Source organism: Kocuria marina (genome assembly GCF_000786655.1).
GTDB lineage: Bacteria > Actinomycetota > Actinomycetes > Actinomycetales > Micrococcaceae > Kocuria > Kocuria marina_A.
This window is the reverse complement of sequence record NZ_JROM01000016.1, coordinates 189452-207695: the sequence shown is the minus strand read 5'-3', so window position 1 is coordinate 207695 and position 18244 is coordinate 189452. Positions and strand designations below refer to the sequence as shown.

17 protein-coding genes are annotated in these 18244 nt (G+C 69.8%); 3 read left to right on the top strand and 14 right to left on the bottom strand.

The features are described from left to right. Window positions 1-98 precede the first annotated feature (98 nt). The 12 genes from secF to AS25_RS03575 form a co-directional block, all read right to left on the bottom strand. Window positions 99-1133 (bottom strand): protein translocase subunit SecF, encoded by a 1035-nt coding sequence (gene secF, locus AS25_RS03630; protein ID WP_035961645.1) that lies wholly within the window; start codon window positions 1131-1133, stop codon window positions 99-101. Continuing rightward, a complete protein-coding gene (gene secD / locus AS25_RS03625) occupies window positions 1130-3064 on the bottom strand; it encodes a protein translocase subunit SecD (RefSeq protein WP_035961637.1) in 1935 nt (644 codons plus the stop codon). The genes secF and secD overlap by 4 nt, the downstream gene beginning before the upstream one ends. Before the next feature lie 95 nt (window positions 3065-3159). Next, entirely contained in the window at window positions 3160-3747 is a 588-nt protein-coding gene (locus AS25_RS13720) for a preprotein translocase subunit YajC (RefSeq protein ID WP_253270461.1), read from the bottom strand. Window positions 3748-3851: 104 nt separating this feature from the next. Then, the gene (ruvB, locus tag AS25_RS03615; RefSeq protein WP_035961631.1) at window positions 3852-4952 is read right to left on the bottom strand and encodes a Holliday junction branch migration DNA helicase RuvB; all 1101 of its coding nucleotides are present in this window, start codon (window positions 4950-4952) and stop codon (window positions 3852-3854) included. A gap of 2 nt (window positions 4953-4954) precedes the next feature. Continuing rightward, window positions 4955-5596, bottom strand: a complete 642-nt coding sequence (gene ruvA / locus AS25_RS03610; RefSeq protein ID WP_035961627.1) for a Holliday junction branch migration protein RuvA — start codon at window positions 5594-5596, stop codon at window positions 4955-4957. A gap of 183 nt (window positions 5597-5779) precedes the next feature. After that, on the bottom strand, window positions 5780-6505 hold the full coding sequence (ruvC, locus tag AS25_RS03605) for a crossover junction endodeoxyribonuclease RuvC (RefSeq protein WP_156960883.1): 726 nt from the start codon (window positions 6503-6505) through the stop codon (window positions 5780-5782). A 4-nt stretch (window positions 6506-6509) separates the two neighbouring features. After that, entirely contained in the window at window positions 6510-7271 is a 762-nt protein-coding gene (locus AS25_RS03600; RefSeq protein ID WP_035961624.1) for a YebC/PmpR family DNA-binding transcriptional regulator, read from the bottom strand. An 86-nt stretch (window positions 7272-7357) separates the two neighbouring features. Further along, window positions 7358-8089 (bottom strand): type 1 glutamine amidotransferase, encoded by a 732-nt coding sequence (locus AS25_RS03595; protein ID WP_035961621.1) that lies wholly within the window; start codon window positions 8087-8089, stop codon window positions 7358-7360. Between the two features lie 10 nt (window positions 8090-8099). Beyond that, a complete protein-coding gene (locus AS25_RS03590; protein WP_035961616.1) occupies window positions 8100-9413 on the bottom strand; it encodes a Mur ligase family protein in 1314 nt (437 codons plus the stop codon). A 54-nt stretch (window positions 9414-9467) separates the two neighbouring features. Continuing rightward, complete coding sequence (locus AS25_RS03585) at window positions 9468-10043, bottom strand: HIT family protein (RefSeq protein ID WP_035961609.1); 576 nt, start codon at window positions 10041-10043, stop codon at window positions 9468-9470. Next, entirely contained in the window at window positions 10040-12172 is a 2133-nt protein-coding gene (gene thrS, locus AS25_RS03580) for a threonine--tRNA ligase (RefSeq protein WP_052160668.1), read from the bottom strand. Before thrS ends, AS25_RS03585 begins: the two co-directional genes overlap by 4 nt. 320 nt (window positions 12173-12492) lie before the next feature. Next, window positions 12493-13338: a DUF2382 domain-containing protein gene (locus AS25_RS03575; RefSeq protein ID WP_035961601.1), complete on the bottom strand. Its 846-nt coding sequence runs from the start codon at window positions 13336-13338 to the stop codon at window positions 12493-12495. A 336-nt stretch (window positions 13339-13674) separates the two neighbouring features. Between AS25_RS03575 and AS25_RS03570 the strand changes: the two genes are divergently transcribed. The 3 genes from AS25_RS03570 (at window position 13675) to AS25_RS03560 (ending at window position 15891) form a co-directional block, all read left to right on the top strand. Further along, window positions 13675-14166 carry an NfeD family protein gene (locus tag AS25_RS03570; RefSeq protein ID WP_035961596.1) on the top strand — a complete coding sequence of 164 codons (492 nt, stop codon included), beginning with the start codon at window positions 13675-13677 and terminating at the stop codon, window positions 14164-14166. Between the two features lie 50 nt (window positions 14167-14216). Next, window positions 14217-15437 (top strand): SPFH domain-containing protein, encoded by a 1221-nt coding sequence (locus AS25_RS03565; protein WP_035961591.1) that lies wholly within the window; start codon window positions 14217-14219, stop codon window positions 15435-15437. Window positions 15438-15555: 118 nt separating this feature from the next. Next, window positions 15556-15891, top strand: coding sequence for an RNA polymerase-binding protein RbpA (locus AS25_RS03560; protein ID WP_035961581.1), 336 nt, complete (start codon window positions 15556-15558; stop codon window positions 15889-15891). A 164-nt stretch (window positions 15892-16055) separates the two neighbouring features. On the opposite strand, the gene AS25_RS03555 is transcribed toward AS25_RS03560, so the two are convergent. After that, complete coding sequence (locus tag AS25_RS03555; RefSeq protein WP_035961575.1) at window positions 16056-16796, bottom strand: polyprenol monophosphomannose synthase; 741 nt, start codon at window positions 16794-16796, stop codon at window positions 16056-16058. Window positions 16797-16984: 188 nt separating this feature from the next. Then, the gene (locus AS25_RS03550; protein ID WP_035961571.1) at window positions 16985-18205 is read right to left on the bottom strand and encodes an amidohydrolase family protein; all 1221 of its coding nucleotides are present in this window, start codon (window positions 18203-18205) and stop codon (window positions 16985-16987) included. Window positions 18206-18244: the final 39 nt, after the last annotated feature.

The following is an 18244-nucleotide window of genomic DNA, read 5'->3' as shown; positions in this document are numbered from 1 at the left end:
GGGCGGGGTACCGAGCGGCGTCGCCGCCCGCACGTTCGGTCACAACGCACGTGGCCGGTCACGCCATGCGCGACCGGCCGCGAGTGCGAGGTGTCGCGTCAGACCGCCACGGGATCCGCGCTCACCGGAGGCGCCTCGCCCGTGCGGTGTTCGAGCACCCGGCGGGTCTGCTCCCGCACGCCGGGTTCGCGGTCGCGCAACCACGAGTACAGGGGCGCGGCCACGAACAGTGTAGCGAGCGTGCCCACGATGATGCCCACGAACAAGGACAGCGAGAGGTCCTTCAACGTTCCGGCCCCGAGCAGGTAGGCACCGATGAACAGGATGGACCCCACGGGGAGGATGCCCACCACGGACGTGTTGATCGAGCGCACGAGGGTCTGGTTCACGGCCAGGTTGACCTGTTCCCCGAACGTGCGTTTCCTGCGTTCCTCGGGCGCGCTGCCGTCCACGAGCCCCGCGGTGTTCTCACGCACCTTGTCGAAGACCACCACCGAGTCGTAGAGCGAGTAGGACAGCACCGTGAGGAAGCCGATCACCGCGGAGGGGGTGATCTCGAAGCCCACCAGGGAGTACACACCCGCGGTGATGACGATCGTGAAGAGCATGGCTGCGATCGCGGACACGGACATCTTCCACGTGCGGAAGTACAGCGCCATGAGTGCGAGCGCGAGCACCACGAAGATCACGAGCCCCCACAGGGCCTGCCGGGTCACGCCCTGGCCCCACGTGGGTCCCACGAAGTTGGAGGTCACCTGGTCCTCGCCCACGCCGTAGGCGTCCTGCAGCTTGTTCTTCAGGGTCAGGGTCTGGTCGTCGTCGAGTTGCTGGGTCTGCACCCGCACGGTGCCCGGGGCGATGTTCGTCACGGTGGCCTCGTGGGCACCGGGGGTCTCGGCGACCGCCCGCTCGCCCAGGGAGACGTCCGTGGTGGACACGTCCGAGACCGTGAACTCGGAGCCGCCCGTGAAGTCGATCCCCAGGTTGAACCCGCCCTTGATCACGGGGATCAGCACGGAGATCACCACGAGGGCCAGGCTCACGGCGAGCCACGGTCCCCGCTTCTGGACGAAGGGGTAGGACGTGCGCCCGCTGTGCAGGTCATTGCCGAAACGCGCGAGTCGGTTGCTCATCGCTGGGTCTCCTCGGAATCGGGACGGGCGGTGGCCGCGGTGGAGCCGACGGACGCGTTCCCGCCGGGTTCGGCGGCGGACGACGGCGCTGCGGACGACGGCGCTGCGCTCGCCTGCTGTGCCGCGCGGCGTCGTCGTTCGGCGATCGTGAGACCGTCACCGTCCTCGGGGCTGCGCAGCCGGCCGGCGCCGCGGTAGAGCGGGACGGCGTCGAGCGCTTCGGGGTCCAGACCCGAGTGCCGCGCGCCGTTGCCGAAGTAGCGGGTGCGTGCGAGCAACACCATGATCGGGTGGGTGAACAGGAACACGACCAGCAGGTCCGCGATCGCGGTGAGACCGAGCGTGAACGCGAAGCCGCGCACGTTGCCCACGGCCACGAAGTAGAGCACCACGGCGGCCAACAGGTTCACGGCCTTGGACGCGAGCACCGTCTGGCGCGCGCGTTGCCAGCCGTGGTCCACGGCGGCCGGGATCGTGCGCCCGGCGCGGATCTCGTCTCGGATGCGTTCGAAGTACACGATGAACGAGTCCGCGGTCTGACCGATGGCCACCACGAGACCCGCGACGCCGGCCAGGGACAGTCGGTAGTTCGCGCCCCACCCCAGCAGGGTGATGGCCAGGTAGGTCACGACACCGGCCACGACGAGTGAAGCGATGGTCACGAGACCCAGCCAGCGGTACTGGAACAGCGAGTAGATGCACACGAGCGCCAGACCGATCAGGCCCGCGATGATGCCCATCCGCAACTGGTTGCTACCCAGGGTCGCGGAGATCTGCTGTTCGGAGTCGATCGAAAAGGACACCGGCAACGCACCGTACTTCAACTGCTCGGACAGGAACTTGGCCTCGTCCTCGGTGAAGTTGCCGGTGATCTGCGCACGGCCGTCCGTGATCACGGCGTTCATGGTCGGCGCGGAGACCACGGAACCGTCCAGCACGATCGCGAACCGGTTGCGTGCACCGTTCTGTCCGCCCTGGCCGAGCCCGTAGAGCCGCTCGGAGAGTTCCTTGAAGGTCTGGGTGCCCTCGTCGTTGAACTGCAGGTTCACGGCGAACCCGCCCGTCGCGTGGCCCTGGGAGTTGGTCGCCTGGGCGTAGGACGCCGTGGCGATGTCCGTGCCGGGGATCTCGACGGGGCCCAGGATGAACTTGGAGTTGCTCTGCGGATCGCACGCCACGATCGCCTCGTCCTGCGGCTGGGAGGCGCGCTCCTCCTGGGGCCGCGGCGCACTGCAGTCGAGCGCCTCGTACCTGGCGAAGAGATCCCGCGTGACCCACTTGGGGTCGGACGAGTTCTCGGGCTCACCCTCCGGTTGGGGGATCGACTTGGGGTCGGTGCGTTGGTTCTCCGGGGTGGCCGCGCCGGGACCCGAGACGATCACGGGACGGAACGCCATCTGCGCGGAGGTCTGGATCAGCTCACGCGTCTCGGACGAGGGCACACCGGGCATCGACACCACGATGTTGCGACCGGACTGCGTGGTGATCTCCGCCTCGGAGACACCCGCACCGTCCACGCGCTGGCGGATGATCTCGACCGCCTGGTCCAGTTGCTCCTGGGAGATGTCCTGACCGGAGTTCTCCCCCTGCAGCGTGGGCGAGAGCACCATCTGCGTGCCACCCTCGAGATCCAGCGCCAGCTTGGGCGCCCACCCGGTGCGGTCGGTCGTCACACCGTAGACGAGTACCCCGGCGAGGATCGCGATCACCGCTGCAAGAGCCACCAGGGCCTTGCGCGCCGACGACGCCGCCGCGGCCGCTCCGGAGCGGGGTCGCCGCTTCGCGGTACCCGTCCCGTTCCGACCGGACGTGCCGTTCGCCGCTGCGGTCCCGTTCCCGGGGGTCCCCTCCGAGGTGCCGGAGGCCTTGGTGCGCCGCCAACGGGACCCGCCACGCGATCCCGGGGTCTGCGCCTTCTTCTCTGCTGCCATTGCTGTCCTTCAACGAGCCCTCGACCGGGGCCGCGGCCCGGTCGACACATGAGAAACGGGCCGAGGTCCTCGGCCCGTGTCCCGGTGGGGGAAAATCAGGTGGTGGGGTTACCGCGGTCGTCGCGGTCGCGGGCGTCGCGCCAGGTTTGGTGCGAGGCGTCCGGGGCCGCCGCACCCGGTGTGGTGCCGGACTGGGCGGAACCGGGCTGGATGGTGCCGCGCTGGGTGGTGCCCTGCTCGCCGGCGGCCGTGGAACCGTCCACGGGGTCGATCGGGTCCACGCGGTGCGCCGAACCGGCCGCCTCGGGGGTACCGGCCCGCACGGAGTCCGCCTCGACCACGCCGGGGGCGGCGGTGGTCGCGGACTCGGCGGGCAGCTCGTCCACCACGGTGGTCACGGTCTGGGAGTGCACCGTGACGAGCTGGCCCGGGGAGATCTCCAGGACGGCCTTGTTGTTCTCCCGGTCCATGTCCCGCAGGGTGCCGTAGAGACCGAAGCTCGTCATTACACGCGTGCCCGGTTCCATGGTGGCCTGCTTGGCCTTCATCTGGGCCTGGGCCTTCTTCTGTCGGCGCATGGGCAGCCACAGCAGCAGGACCATGACCACGAGCATCACGGGCAGGAACCATGCGGTTCCGGCGCCGCCACCGGCAGCGTCCTGGGTCTGAGCGAGGATGGTCACGAAGGATCCGTTCTGTCGAGGTGCACGTACAGCGCGACCGGGCACGACTGCGCAGGGGTGCGAAGGTCCCGGCCGATCCTCCCCAGCTTAGGGGATGGATCTGGTCACGTGCTGGACGGATCCTCCGAGTCCGGTTCGGTCGCGAGCGCGGTTCTCAGCGCCGGGTCCTTGAACGCGGCGTGCTCGGGGACGTCGAGTCCCAGGTGCTCCCACGCCGCGGCCATGGCGATGCGCCCGCGCGGAGTGCGACCGAGCAGGCCCTCCCGGACCAGGAACGGTTCCGCGACGGTCTCGACCGTCTCGGTCTCCTCCCCCACGGCGATCGCCAGGGTGGACAGCCCGACGGGGCCGCCGTTGAACTTGTTCACCAGCGCCGAGAGCACGTTGCGGTCCAGGCGGTCCAGACCCCGGGCGTCCACCTCGTACATGTCGAGTGCGGATCCGGCGGCCCGCGCGTCGATGCGCTCCACGCCGTGCACGAGCGCCCAGTCCCGCACGCGCCGCAGCAGTCGGTTGGCGATACGAGGGGTGCCGCGCGAGCGCGATGCGACCTCCGTGAAGGCCTCGCTCGACATGGTGAGGTCCAGCAGCCCGGCCGAACGGCGCAGCACGAGCTCGAGTTCCTCGACGGAGTAGAACTCCAGGTGACCCGTGAACCCGAACCGGTCGCGCAGTGGTCCGGGCAGCAGCCCCGCCCGGGTCGTGGCACCCACGAGCGTGAACGGGGGCAGGTCCAGCGGGATGGACGTGGCACCGGCGCCCTTGCCCACCACGATGTCCACGCGGAAGTCCTCCATGGCCATGTACAGCATTTCCTCCGCGGGCCGGGACATCCGGTGGATCTCGTCCAGGAACAGCACCTCCCCGTGGGTCAGGGAGGACAGGATGGCCGCGAGGTCACCCGCGTGCTGGATCGCAGGGCCGGACGAGATCCGCAGGGGGACGTCCAGCTCCTGCGCGATTATCATGGCCAGGGTCGTCTTGCCGAGGCCCGGGGGCCCGGACAGCAGCACGTGGTCCGCGGTGCGCCCACGCAGCTTGGACGCCTCGAGCACGAGCGACAACTGTGCCCGCACCCGTTTCTGCCCCACGAAGTCGTGCAGGGTCCCCGGGCGCAGGGACGCCTCGAGCTGCTGGTCGTCGTAGTCGCCCTCAGCGCCCACGAGACGCTGTTGGCCCACCGATCCGCGTTCCTCCACGGCCATGCTCACCGCCCCCTGGTCCGCGTGTGGGACGTGGCCTTGGCGGTGCCGAGCCACGACAGCACGGCGCGCAGGATCTCGGCCACGTTGGCGGACTCCGCGAGCTCGGGCTGGGTCTCGAGGGCGTCGTCGATCCCGCGAGCGGCGTCCTTCTCGCTCCAGCCCAGACCCGTGAGCGCGTCCACGACCTGTTCACGCCACACCTGCATGCCGGGCTGTGCGCTCTGCTGCGGCGCGGGGTCCGGCAGGACGATCTTGTCCGCGAGTTCCAGGACGATGCGCCGCGCGGACTTCGGTCCGATCCCGGGGACGGCCGTGAAGGCCTTGTCGTCGCCGGCGGCGATCGCGCGCCGGGCGTCGTCGGGCCCGAGGACGGACACCGCGGCGAGCGCGGTGCGCGGGCCCACCCCGGAGACCCCGAGCATGACGGAGAAGATCTCCTTCTCGTCCGCCTGGGCGAAACCGAATAGCACCGGGGCCTCGTCCTTGCGCGCGATGTACGCGGTGTGCAGGTGCGCGGTGGCACCGACCCGCAATCCGGCGAGCGTGCGGGGGCTCGCGTTGACCTCGATGCCGAAGCCCGAGACCTCCACCACGGCGAGCGTGGCGCCCACGAAGCGCACCTCACCGGTTATCGAGGCGATCACGGTGCCCCTCCCCTCCCACGGCCACCGGCCGAGAACGTCGGTGTGCCCGAATGCGCCGCGACCTGGGGGCAGGACGTGGTGCGTCGTTCGAACACGTGTACGAATTCCTGCTCGTCACTGTACCAAGCGCCGGGGACACCTGGAACGCGTGCTCCCGCTCGGGAGGCGGGCCGCAACGGGCGCTCAGGACACCCGGCCGCGCCGCCCGCGGGCACCGGTCGCTGCACCCGGCGCGCGGGACGCGGCCGTACCGGATGCGCGGGGCGCGGTGGCACCGGGGGCTCGCGATGCGGCCTCGGCGCGTCGCCACGCCTGCTGTGCCGGAGTGAGGCCAGCACCCCGGCGGGTCTGCACCGGGCGCGAACCCGAGTGGGTGGACGTGCGCTCGGCCGCGTTGACACCGGCCATCCCACCGCGCCACCCGTGGCACACGGCCAGGGCCAGCGCGTCGGCGGCGTCCGCGGGCCGCGGCGGGGCGTCCAGGCGCAGGATGCGCACGACCATGCGGTTGACCGATTCCTTGTCCGCGGAGCCGTCCCCGGTGACCGCGGCCTTGACCTCGGACGGGGTGTGCCACGCGACCGGGATGCCCCGCGCCGCGGCCGCCGCGATCACGACGCCCGTGGCCTGGGCCGTGCCCACGACCGTGGGGGCGTTGTTCTGCGCGAACACGCGCTCCACGGCCATGACGTCCGGGCGGAAGCGGTCCATGAGTTCCTCGGCGGCCCGCATGATCGACAGCACGCGGTGTTCGAGGGCCTCGTGCGCGCGCGTCCCGCTCACCTGGACGTGCACGAACGTCCCGGTGCGCTGCGCGGACATGTCCACCACGGCGAAGCCGCACCGGGTGAGACCGGGGTCCACCGCGAGCACGCGCTGTTGGGACTGCCGGGCCACCGCAGGACTCACGGACTTACTCGTCGTCCTCGAGCTCGGCCATGACCTCGGCCGGGATGTTGGCGTTCGAGTAGACGTTCTGCACGTCGTCGAGCTCCTCGACCGCGTCCGCGAGCTTGAGGAACTTACGGGCGCCCTCGGCGTCCAGGTCCACCTTCATGGTGGGGCGGAACTGGGGGTCGTCGTTGTTGTACTCGAGACCGGCCTCGTCCAGGGCGGTGCGGATCGCGGGCAGATCGGTCGCCTCGCTGACCACCTCGAAGTCGTCGGATTCGTCGAGCACTTCCTCGGCGCCAGCGTCGAGCACGGCCATCAGGACGTCGTCCTCGGTGAGACCGTCCGTCTTGGCGACCTCCACCACGCCCTTGCGCTCGAACAGGTACGCCACGGAACCGGAGTCCGCCATGGTGCCGCCGTGGCGGGTCACGGCCACGCGCACCTCGGAGGCCGCGCGGTTCTTGTTGTCCGTGAGGCACTCGATGTACAGCGCGGTGCCTTGCGGGCCGCGGGCCTCATAGAGGATCTCGGTGTAGTCGATCGTCTCGCCCGTGAGCCCGGCGCCGCGCTTGATCGCGCGGTCGATGTTGTCGTTGGGCACCGAGTTCTTCTTGGCCTTGGAGACCGCGAGTTCGAGCGCGGGGTTACCCGAGGTGTCCGCGCCGCCCATGCGGGCCGCGACCTCGATCCCCTTGATGTACTTGGCGAACGCCTTGGCGCGCTTGGCGTCAATCGCCGCCTTCTTGTGCTTGGTCGTGGCCCACTTGGAGTGACCTGACATGAATGACCTCCTCGAAAGAATGCGTCCGGCCCCTGCGGACCGGACACGGATCGACCTCCATGATAACGAGCGCGGGGCGGGGCCCGTCAGCGCGGGCGCGACGCTGCGACGTCGCGGGCGCGCTGCGCGAGCGTGTCGTCGAGTTCGCCCTCGGGCAGGGTCTCGCCGCGCAGCTCGAGTGCCGCCGCGAGCAGGAAGTCCGCGACACGCGGGTTCTTGGGCAGCAGCGACCCATGCAGGTAGCTGCCCAGCACGTTCGCGGTGCGCGCACCCTCCGTGGCGTCCTGCCCGTTGTTGCCGGCCCCCGAGACCACGCTCGCGAGGGGTTGTTGCCCCGCGCCCAGGTGGGTGAGCCCCGAGTGGTTCTCGTAGCCGATGATCGTGCCCAGGTCCGGGGACTCGGTCACGATGTTGCCGATCAGCCGTTCCGGACCGGCCACCGTCTCGAGGTCGAAGATCCCGATCCCGGACAGTGTCTCCCCGGTGCCCGTGCGGAAACTGTGCCCGAAGAGCTGGTAGAGCCCGCAGATCGCGAGCATGGGCACGCCTCGTGCCACGGCCTCGTGCAGTCGCGGTGCCACCACGGCGAGGTCGTCGGCCACGCGGAACTGTCCCGAGTCCTGTCCTCCGCCGCCCACGAAGAGGTCGGCGTTCTCGGGCCACGGGTCGCCGGGGTTGTAGTCCACGATCTCGGTCCCGAGGCCGTGGCGTTCGGCGCGGCGCTTGAGCGTGAGTGTGTTGCCCCAGTCGCCGTAGATGTTCATGTCCCGGGGGTAGAGCTGCACGATGCGCAGCGCCCGGGCGGTGTCGTGTGCCACGGGTGTCCTCCTAGATGGCCGCCACGTGCGTCATGTCGCCCAGGATCCTGCGCAGGGAGAGCATGGCCGTGTACGTGCAGAAGATTCTCATGGGGCGCTCCCCCGAGTCCGCGATGAACCGGCGTAACGCGTCCTCGAGGTCCGGTTCCACCGCGGCCACGCGCACGAGGTCGTAGTCCAGGCGCAGCGCCATGTCCCACGCGCGCACGCCCGAGACCATGTCCACGCCGCCGTCGCGCAGCGCGTCGAAGTCCACGTCCCACAGCCACGAGACGTCCCGGCCGTCCGCGTACTGGTCGTTGATCGCGATCATCGTGGCGTAGTCCTGCGCGGACGCCGAGGCCAGGGAGAGCCGGAAGCCCGCGGGGTTCTTCACGAGCAGCAACTGCAGGGGCTTGTCCTGGACCGTGATGGTCTCCCCGCGACCGAACGCCGGGGTGACCTTCCCCAGTTCGGCCACGAGGGAGGGGACGTCCGCGGCGTCGCCGAGCACCTGCAGGCTCGTGGCGAGGGCGGCCGCGGCGTTGTACTGGTTGTAGACGCCGTACAGGTCCACCGTGGCGTCGTGCTTGCGCCCGCGCACGTCGAGTTCCACGCTGCGCGCGTTCACGGCCTCGAGCACGACGTCGGCGTCGGGCCGGCGCGTGGACGGCACGTCCGAATCCTGGGCGCCGGGGTCCACCTGCCGCAGCCCGTCACGCATGTCGTCGTCGGACGGGAACATGGGGCGCAGGGCGTCCGAGAGCCCGAACCAGCTCACGGCGGTCCCCTCGGTCACGTCCTGGGCGAGACTTGCGATCCGCGGGTCCTCGCGGTTGAGCACGACCGTGCCCGTGGTGGCGCGCGCGACCTGGCTCAGCATCCGGCGCGTGGTGTCGATCTCCCCGAACCGGTCGAGCTGGTCCCGCATGACGTTGAGCAGTAGCGAGATCCGGGGCCGGACCTGCTTGACGAAGTGCACCGCGTGGGCCTCGTCCAGCTCGAGCACCGCGACGTCCGCCGCGAGCCGACCGAACGCGTCCATCTCCGCGAGCAGGGACGCCGCGACACCGCGCACGAAGTTGGAGCCCGTGCGATTGGTGAACACGCGCAGTCCTTGTGAACGCAACAACTGGACGGTCATCTTGGTCGTGGTGGTCTTGCCGTTGGTGCCGCTGATCACCACCACGCCGAGCGGCAGCTTGGCGAGCTCCTCCGCGACGAACCGGGGGTGCAGTTTCTCCATGACCAGGCCGGGAAAGGCGGAGCCACCGCCGCGCAGGCTCGACGCCCAGCGCACCCCCTGGCCGAGGACACGTACGAGTGGTCGGGACATGGTCTCCATCCTAGTGAGCGGGCGGATCCGCCCGGCGGGGCGGTCCGGGGCCCGCGGGGGGGGTCAGTCCCGGGGCCACGCGCGGGCGATGTCCTCGCGCGTGGCCGCCAGGGTCTGGATGAGGGGTTTGGTGTGGGCGACGACGGGCATGAAGTTCGCGTCCCCCGTCCAGCGCGGGACCACGTGTTGGTGCAGGTGCTCGGACAGCGAACCGCCGGCGGCCTGGCCCAGGTTGAGTCCCACGTTGAACGCCGCGGGGCTGGCGACGTCCCGGATCACGAGGACCACGGTGCGGGTCAGCGTGTTGAGCTCCCACAGTTCGTCGTCCGTGAGCTCCGTGAGCTCCGCCACGTGGCGGTACGGGCACACGAGCACGTGGCCCGGGTTGTACGGGAAGAGGTTGAGCACCGCGAAGCAGTGCTCCCCGCGGTGGACGATCAGCGCGTCCTCGTCCGAGCGGGCCGGCGCGGTGCAGAACGGGCAGCCCGGAGGCTGCTCCACGGACGTCTCCTCCCCGCGCACGTACGCCAACCGGTGCGGGGTCCACAGCCGTTGGAAACCGTCCGGGTCGCCGGGCAGTTCGAACTCGTCCCGGCTCACGCCCTCCCCGTCCGACGCCGCGGCGTCCGGGGCACTCACGACTGTCCCGACGCCGCGTCACCCGCCGCGGTGTCGGCCGCGACGGCGCCGTTCCCGGCCTCCGGGGCCTTCGGGGTGTCCTGCGCGGGCGCCGTGGGGTCCGCGTTCTGACGCCGATCGATGTGGCCCGTGATCAGTTCCACCGCGTCCTGCTGGGACACTCCGTTGTACTGCGAGCCATCGCGGAAGCGGAACGAGACGGTACCGGCCTCGGCGTCGTCGCCCCCGGCGATCACGACGAACGGGATCTTGTCCTTGGAGGCCGTGCGGATCTTCTTGGGGAACCGGTCCGAGGACGTGTCCACCTCCACACGTACGCCGCGTTCACGCAAGGCCTGAGCGAACTCGTCGAGGTAGTCGTCGAAGGCGTCCGCCACGGGGATCGCCCGGACCTGGGTGGGCGACAGCCACACCGGGAACGCCCCCGCGTAGTGCTCGGTGAGCACGCCCATGAACCGCTCCACGGACCCGAACAGGGCCCGGTGGATCATCACGGGCCGGCGCCGGGTGCCGTCCGAGGCCTGGTACTCGAGGTCGAAGCGCTCGGGGAGGTTGAAGTCGAGCTGGATCGTGGACATCTGCCACGTGCGCCCGATCGCGTCCCGCGCCTGCACCGAGATCTTGGGACCGTAGAACGCCGCTCCCCCGGGATCCGGTACGAGCTGGAGCCCCGAGTCCTGGGCGACCTCCTGCAGGGTGCGAGTGGCCTCCTCCCAGATCTCGTCCGAACCCACGAATTTCTCCGGGTCCTTGGTGGACAGTTCCAGGTAGAAGTCGTCCAGACCGTAGTCCTTGAGCAGGGACAGCACGAAGTTCAGGGTGCTCGTGAGCTCGCCCTTCATCTGCTCACGCGTGCAGTAGATGTGGGCGTCGTCCTGCGTCATCCCACGCACACGCGTCAGACCGTGGATCACACCGGACTTCTCGTAGCGGTAGACCGCACCGAACTCGAACAACCGCAGCGGCAGTTCCCGGTAGGAACGGCCCCGGGAGCGGTAGATCAGGTTGTGCATGGGGCAGTTCATGGGCTTGAGGTAGTAGTCCTGGCCCGGTTTGGTCAGCTCACCCGTGGCCGGATCGCGCTCCTCGTCCACGTGCATGGGAGGGAACATCCCGTCCCGGTACCAGTCCAGGTGACCCGAGACCTCGTAGAGATGACCCTTGGTGATGTGGGGCGTGTAGACGAACTCGTACCCGGCCTGGGCATGGCGCTCGCGGGAGTAGTCCTCCATCTCCTTGCGGATGATCCCGCCCTTGGGGTGGAACACCGGCAGCCCGGAGCCCAGTTCGTCCGGGAAGGAGAACAGGTCCAGCTCCACACCCAGCTTGCGGTGGTCGCGGCGCTCGGCCTCTGCCAATCGTTCCTTGTACTCGCGCAGTTCGTCCTTGGTGGGCCATGCCGTGCCGTAGATCCGCTGCAGCTGCTTGTTCTTCTCGCTCCCGCGCCAGTACGCGGCGGCCGAACGCATCAGCGCGTAGCCGTTGCCGATGTGCTTGGTGTCCGGCAGGTGCGGGCCGCGGCACAGGTCCCGCCACACCACGTCCCCGCTCTTACGGTCCAGGTTGTCGTAGATCGTAAGGTCACCGGCGGCCACCTCCACCGAGGCACCCTCCGCGGACTCGTCCATGGCACCGGAGCCGGGACCGCCGGCCAGGTCGATGAGTTCGAGCTTGTACGGCTCGTCCGCCATCTCCGCCCGGGCAGCGTCCTCGCTCACGCTGCGCCGGCGGAAGATCTGGTTCTTGTTCACGATCTTGAGCATCGACTTCTCGAGCTTCTTCAGATCGTCCGGGGTGAACGGCTCCTCGACGTCGAAGTCGAAGTAGAACCCGTCCGTGATGTAGGGCCCGATCCCCAGTTTCGCGTCCGGGCGCAGCTCCTGCACGGCCTGGGCCATCACGTGGGCCGTGGAGTGGCGCAGCACCTCGAGGCCCTCGGGGTCACCGATCAGCACGCGCTCCACGGTGTCCCCGTCCCGCAGCTCGGTCGCGAGGTCCTTGAGCTCACCGTTGACGTGCGCCACCACGACGTCGCGCTGCTCGCTGTACAGCTCCGCGGCCGTGGTGCCCTGGTCCGCGGTGCGTGACTCGCCGTCCACCGTCAACCGCAGGGAAGGGGCATCCGTCATGGTGTTTCTCCTCGTCAGATCTTGTGTGCGCCCGCCCGTACCGGGGGCGGGCCGTCGTGCAGGACTCGCGCGCTGGACGCGCCGACGACCTCATTGATGCTACCGCCCCGGCCCCGCCGCCATGAAGACGGGCACGACGCCGCTGCGGGGCCGCGTCCGTGCGGACCGCACCTCTCCGGCCGAGCGGCCGCCTCCACGACAGCGCAGTGCGCGGACGCGGGCGTGCCCCGGCGCGGTTGTACCCGGACATGGCTGTACCCCGGGCTGGAACCCGGGGTACAACCGTCAATGCTCACACGGCGTCAGCCGCGCGCCGCGGATCAGCGGCGGGGAGCCTCGCCGTCACGGCCGAGGTCACCACGATCGACGTCGGTCTCGACATCGACCTGTTCCTTGCGGACGTCGGCCTCGACGCGCTGGGTCTCCTGGACGGTCTGCTTGTTCAGTCCGACCTCTTCCACGGCTACGGTTTCCTTCTGGACGACGGGACGCTCTTCGTACAGGGTCACGTCCACCTCTTCCTCACCAATGGTGCCGTTGTCCACGCGGGCGTTCGTGTCGTTGATCGGCGTGCGCTCGACGGTGACCTCTTCGCGCTCGACGGGGACGTCCACGGTCTCGTGGTCGGTCACGACGTACTTGCGCAGGCGGGCGTGTCCGGCCTCGCGCTCCTGCGTGCCCACGTTGAGGCGCTCCTCGTGGCGGACCACGGAGGCCTCGTCACCGGCGGTCGCGGCGACGTCGCGGCGGTCCTGGGCCACGGCGGCGCGGTCACGATCGGCGGCGCCGGCGACACCCGCGGTACCAGCGGCAGCGGTGGCGCGATCACGATCGGTGCCCGCGGTACGGCCGTCGTCGTAGTTCAGCTCGTAGTAGCGGTACAGCTCCTCTTCCTCGGCCGGGGAGAGGTGCTGGTCGGCGTCGACCTTCGGAGCGTCCTTGATGACGTCCTTGGTGTAGGGCAGGACCACACGGTCGCCGTCCTGACGAGCACCCTTCACAGGAACGAAGTTCTCTTTGGCGCCGAACAGACCGGTGTTGACGGTCAGGAACGTCGGCTCGCCCGAGTTGTCGTCCAGGAAGACCTGCTCGACCTTGCCGATCTTGTCACCGTCGGAACCGTAGGCCGTGCTGGACAGAATTGCATTCACGTCGAACGTGGTCATCGCATTAACTCCTCAGTAAGTCTCTGCTGCCGGCGCACGGTTTGTGCGCCGTAGGCCGCCGCACCCGCAATGGGTGTGTGGTCCGGCTTCGTGCCCCATATTACGACCCCCATAGTGACGCGCCACTGATTTCCCGCACGTTTCTCTCACGGGGAAACCGGCGCGCCGTTGCCGTGGGGGCGCCGCGGCATGTGATTATCAGCGGCACTGGCATGGGGCCTACGGGAGCACGTCGGTGTCGTAGGGCACAATGGGCTGGACCACGTGAGATGGATCCCCGGGCTCGCACCGGGGCATCCGAGAACCGATGACACCGGACGAGGACGGAGCCGCACCGTGTGGGACGCACTGGTCAACAATCCCTGGATCCTGTGGCTGATCGTGATGCTGGTGCTCGCAGCCATCGAGATGCTCACCCTGGACTTCCTCTTTCTCATGATGTCGCTCGCCGCCCTGGTCACCGCCGGCGTGAGCCTGGCCGTGGACAGCTTCACCGCGCAGGTCGTGCTGTTCGCGCTGGTGTCGGTGCTATTGATCTTCCTGATCCGCCCGATCGCCCTGCGACGTCTCAACAGGTCCACGCCCACGACCCGCTCCAACACCGACCGCCTCATCGGGCTGCGGTGCATGGTGCTGGAGCCCGTGAGCCAGCACAGCGGCCTGGTGCGCCTGGAGGGTGACATCTGGACCGCCCGCACCGCCACAGCCGCCGCCCTGCCCGAGGGCAGCACCGCCTACGTCCACCGCATCGAAGGAGCCACCGCGGTCATCGCGGACGTGGCCCCGGTGCCCACGCACACCGACCCCGGGCGCGGCGTCCGACCCTGACCCCGGACGAGCGCCCCGGCGCACCGCCGAACCCCCACCGAAAGGACCCCATGTCCATCGTCATCATCGTCCTGTTGACCGTGGTGGTGCTCGCCGCGGTCATCGCCCTCATCAAAGCGGTGCGGATCGTCCCGCAGTCGCGCGCGGGAATCGTGGAGCGACTGGGCAAGTACCAGTCCACCCTCAATCCCGGGTTGCACTTCCTCATCCCCTTCATCGACCGGTTGCTGCCCCTGATCGACCTGCGCGAACAGGTCGTGCCGTTCCCCGCCCAGTCCGTGATCACCGAGGACAACCTGGTCGTGGGCATCGACACCGTGGTCTACTTCCAGGTCACTGATCCCCGCGCCGCCACGTACGAGATCACCAATTACATCCAGGCCGTGGACGAGCTCACGAGCGCCACGCTGCGTAACGTGGTGGGTGGGTTGAACCTCGAGGAGACCCTGACCTCCCGCGACAAGATCAACGCGGAGCTGCGCGGCGTACTGGATTCCACGACCGGGCGCTGGGGCATCCGGATCTCCCGCGTGGACATCAAGGAGATCACTCCCCCGCCGTCCATCCAGGACTCCATGGAGAAGCAGATGCGCGCCGAGCGTGACCGCCGCGCCGCGATCCTCACCGCCGAGGGCGAGAAGCAGTCCCAGATCCTCACCGCCGAGGGTGAACGTCAGGCCGCCGTGCTCTCCGCGGAGGGTGACGCGAAGGCCGCAATCCTGCGCGCGGACGGTGAGGCGCAAGCCATCGCCAAGGTATTCGACTCGATCCACCGCGCCCGCCCCACCCAGAAGCTGTTGGCGTACCAGTACATCCAGACCCTGCCCAAGGTCGCCGAGGGCACGGCCAACAAGGTGTGGATGATCCCCGCCGAGCTGAGCACCGCACTGCGCGGTGTGGGTTCCTACCTCAACCCCGGCGCGTCGGACGGCCCCGAGGACGACGAGTACGAGGACGAGGCCCCCGTGGCACAGGACCTGCCGGAGAGCGCCCCCATCGTGGAGCACGAGACCGTCAAGGTCACCGAGAAGGACCTGGAACCGGACCTCACCCTCACGGAGCCGAGCGAGTTCGAGATGCCGGATTCGCCCTACACGTCCCCGATCGCGCAGGAAGCCGCCGATCCCCACGTGGACGAGGTCGACCTGCCGGTCACAGACCCCGAACCCACGACCGCCGACACCATCGGGACGGATGCCGAGTCCGGCTCGTCCGCGCGTCACGCCCGCCCGGAGGCTCCCGGGGCCGATCCGGGGAATGAATCCCGCTGACTCCCCGTTACGCTGGGGAGGAACGGGTGGGTCCGCGTGGACGGGACGCCGGGTGTGAACGCACCGCAGCGTCGTCGTCCCGCGGCCCACGAGAACGTACGTCGGGAAGGATCGTCGCGTGAGTGATCGCAGCCTACGAGGGATGCGCCTGGGCTCCCAGTCCATGGAAACCGAGGCCGGGGTGGAGCCCGCGCCGCGTCAGCGCGTGGAATACCGCACCGCGGACGGCGAGTCCGTGTCCGTGATGTTCGCGGCGGAGGCGGAGATCCCCCCGGTGTGGACCACCAAGACCGGCCAGGAAGCCATCCTGGTCAACGGTGAGAAGCCCGAGAACCCCAACGAGAAGCACCAGCGCTCCCACTGGGACATGCTCCTGGAGCGGCGCAGCATGGAGGAACTCGAGCAGACCCTCGAGCAGCGGCTGGCGTTCTACAAGGAGCAGCACGCTCTCTGATCCCTTCGGGCGGTCGATGATCGACCGCCGACACACCGACGGAACGACCCCCGCCCGATGGGCGGGGGTCGTTCCGTTGGACGAATAGCAGGTACGCGCGAGGCGATGCCGGCGCGGCGGCTCGAACCGACCCGTGAGCCGGCCGGGCACGGAGCAGCGGCCGGTCAGCGGCCCAGGCCCAGCTTCCCGGCGAGCGTGCGCGCACGGGCCGTGAGGCCCCACTTGGCCACGCTCGTGGCGGCCTCCACGGTGACGTCGTTGCTCATCTTGGACGCACCCTCCTCGCGTTCGACGAACGTGATGGGCACCTCCACGATCTTCAGCCCCAGGCGCTCGGCGCGCCACGCGAGGTCGATCTGGAAGCAGTAGCCGCGCGAGCGGACCGAGTCCAGGTCCAGGGCCCGCAACGTGGTGTCCCGGTAGGCGCGGAAGCCACCCGTGATGTCGTGGATGGACGTGCCCAGCAGGACACGCGAGTAGATGTTGCCACCGCGCGAGATCAGCTGTCGCGGCAGCGGCCAGTTCTCGGTGCGCCCACCCGGGACGTAGCGCGAACCGATGGCCATGTCCGCGCCCTGCTGCACGGCGTCGAGCAGCAACGGCAACTGCTCGGGCTGGTGGGAGCAGTCCGCGTCCATCTCCACGAGGACGTCGTAGTCGCGCTCGAGACCCCACGCGAAACCGGCCAGGTACGCGGGCCCCAGGCCCTCCTTGGCGGGTCGGTGCAGGACGTGGATGTTGCCGTCCTGCTCGGCCATGGCATCGGCCATGTCACCGGTACCGTCCGGGCTATTGTCGTCGGCGACCAGCACGTGGGCGTCCGGCACGGCGGCGCGCAGCCGCTTGATGACCGTGGGCAACGATTCACGTTCGTTGTACGTGGGGATGATGGTGAGAACTCGCACCGGGCGTCCTTTCATGCCGCTGGCAGCCGGGCACCCGAGCCCGGACAGACCACTGGGCGGGCCCATCCGCCTTCGGACCAGAGCGGCCCGAAGGGCGCGCGCTGTTTTCTAAGGACGGATGAACCCACCCGGCAGTAAGAACTCAGTCTAACGTCAGGGGCGATCAGGACCAAGATGAAAACGCGACGTCATGGGCGCGGTTCCGCGCCGCTCACGAGTGTCCCGGCCACCACGGTGGCCTCGCACCGCGGCAAGCGGGAATCGTCGAGCGCGGGCAGGACAGGCGTGCGTGCCCTTGGGTCCGTGCTCCACGACGCGCCCGTGCCCTGGGCCTGCTGCACCATGACGGATTCGGCGTCCCACACCGCGAGCGTGGCCTCCGCGCCCGGCGCGAGCTGCCCCGCGAGGGGTGTGCCCCCGCGGTGGGCGCGCCACACCCCGCGGGTCAGCGCGAGGAAGGCCGCGCGGGCCGAGGTCCGCAGGTGCTCGTCGGGGGCCTCGAGGGCGGTCTTGACGGCGGTCCACGGGTTGGGGTCGTCGGTCATGAGCGTCACGGGCACGCCGGCGCGTGAGAGATCCCGCAGCGGCGCCCGCCCGGGCTCGCACGAGACCGTGATCGCGAGACCGGCCAGCCGTTCGCACTGGGCCTCGGACAACCGTTCGACGCCCACGATCCGGTGCCCCCGCGCATGGAACGCGCGGCCGCCGAGCTCCTGCGTGGCGGCGTCCGCAGCGTCCAGCAGAGCGTCCACGCGGGGATCCTCCGACGACGACGCCGCGTCCTGCCCCGCGGTTCCGGCCGACCTGTTCTCACAGGGGACGTCCCCGGTCGAGCCCTCTCCCGACGAACCGTCCCCGGACGGGCCGCCCTCGTCCGACGAACCGTCCTCGGACGGAGGCAGGACGAGCACCGCTTGCAGTCCCGCCCGCGCGCACGCCACGAGGTGCTCCCGCGCGGCATCGGCCAGGGCGGCGGGATCACCGAACGGAGCGGCGTCGAACCCCAGGGTGGGCGACGGCAGGGCCGGGGGGTCCAGCTGCTCGGTGTCCCGTGCGCGGCGCACCAGGACCGGCAGGGCATGCAGCCCGTCCGCGCGGACCTCCCGCGTCGCGGCGTCGAGCGCGTCGGGGTCCGAGCTCAGCAGTTCCACGGCTCCGTAGCCGTGCTCGGCACGCGGCAGCTGCCGGGACCCGTCCACCCGGTGGTGCGCGACGAACGCGGGGGTGACCACGGCGGCCCTCAGATCCCCCGGGGTGACGTCCGCGCCGGCCATGGCCCGGGCGGCGTCGTCGGAACCGACCCACGCCACGGTCGCACCGTCCAGGAGGACGGCGGTGGCGAACGGGTCCGCGGGCGAGTACACCGATCCGTTGACCCACACCCGCACGGTTTGCTGTTCTGACTTCACGTGTTTCCCTCCGGCCGGGCGCGCGGGACCCCCGCCCCC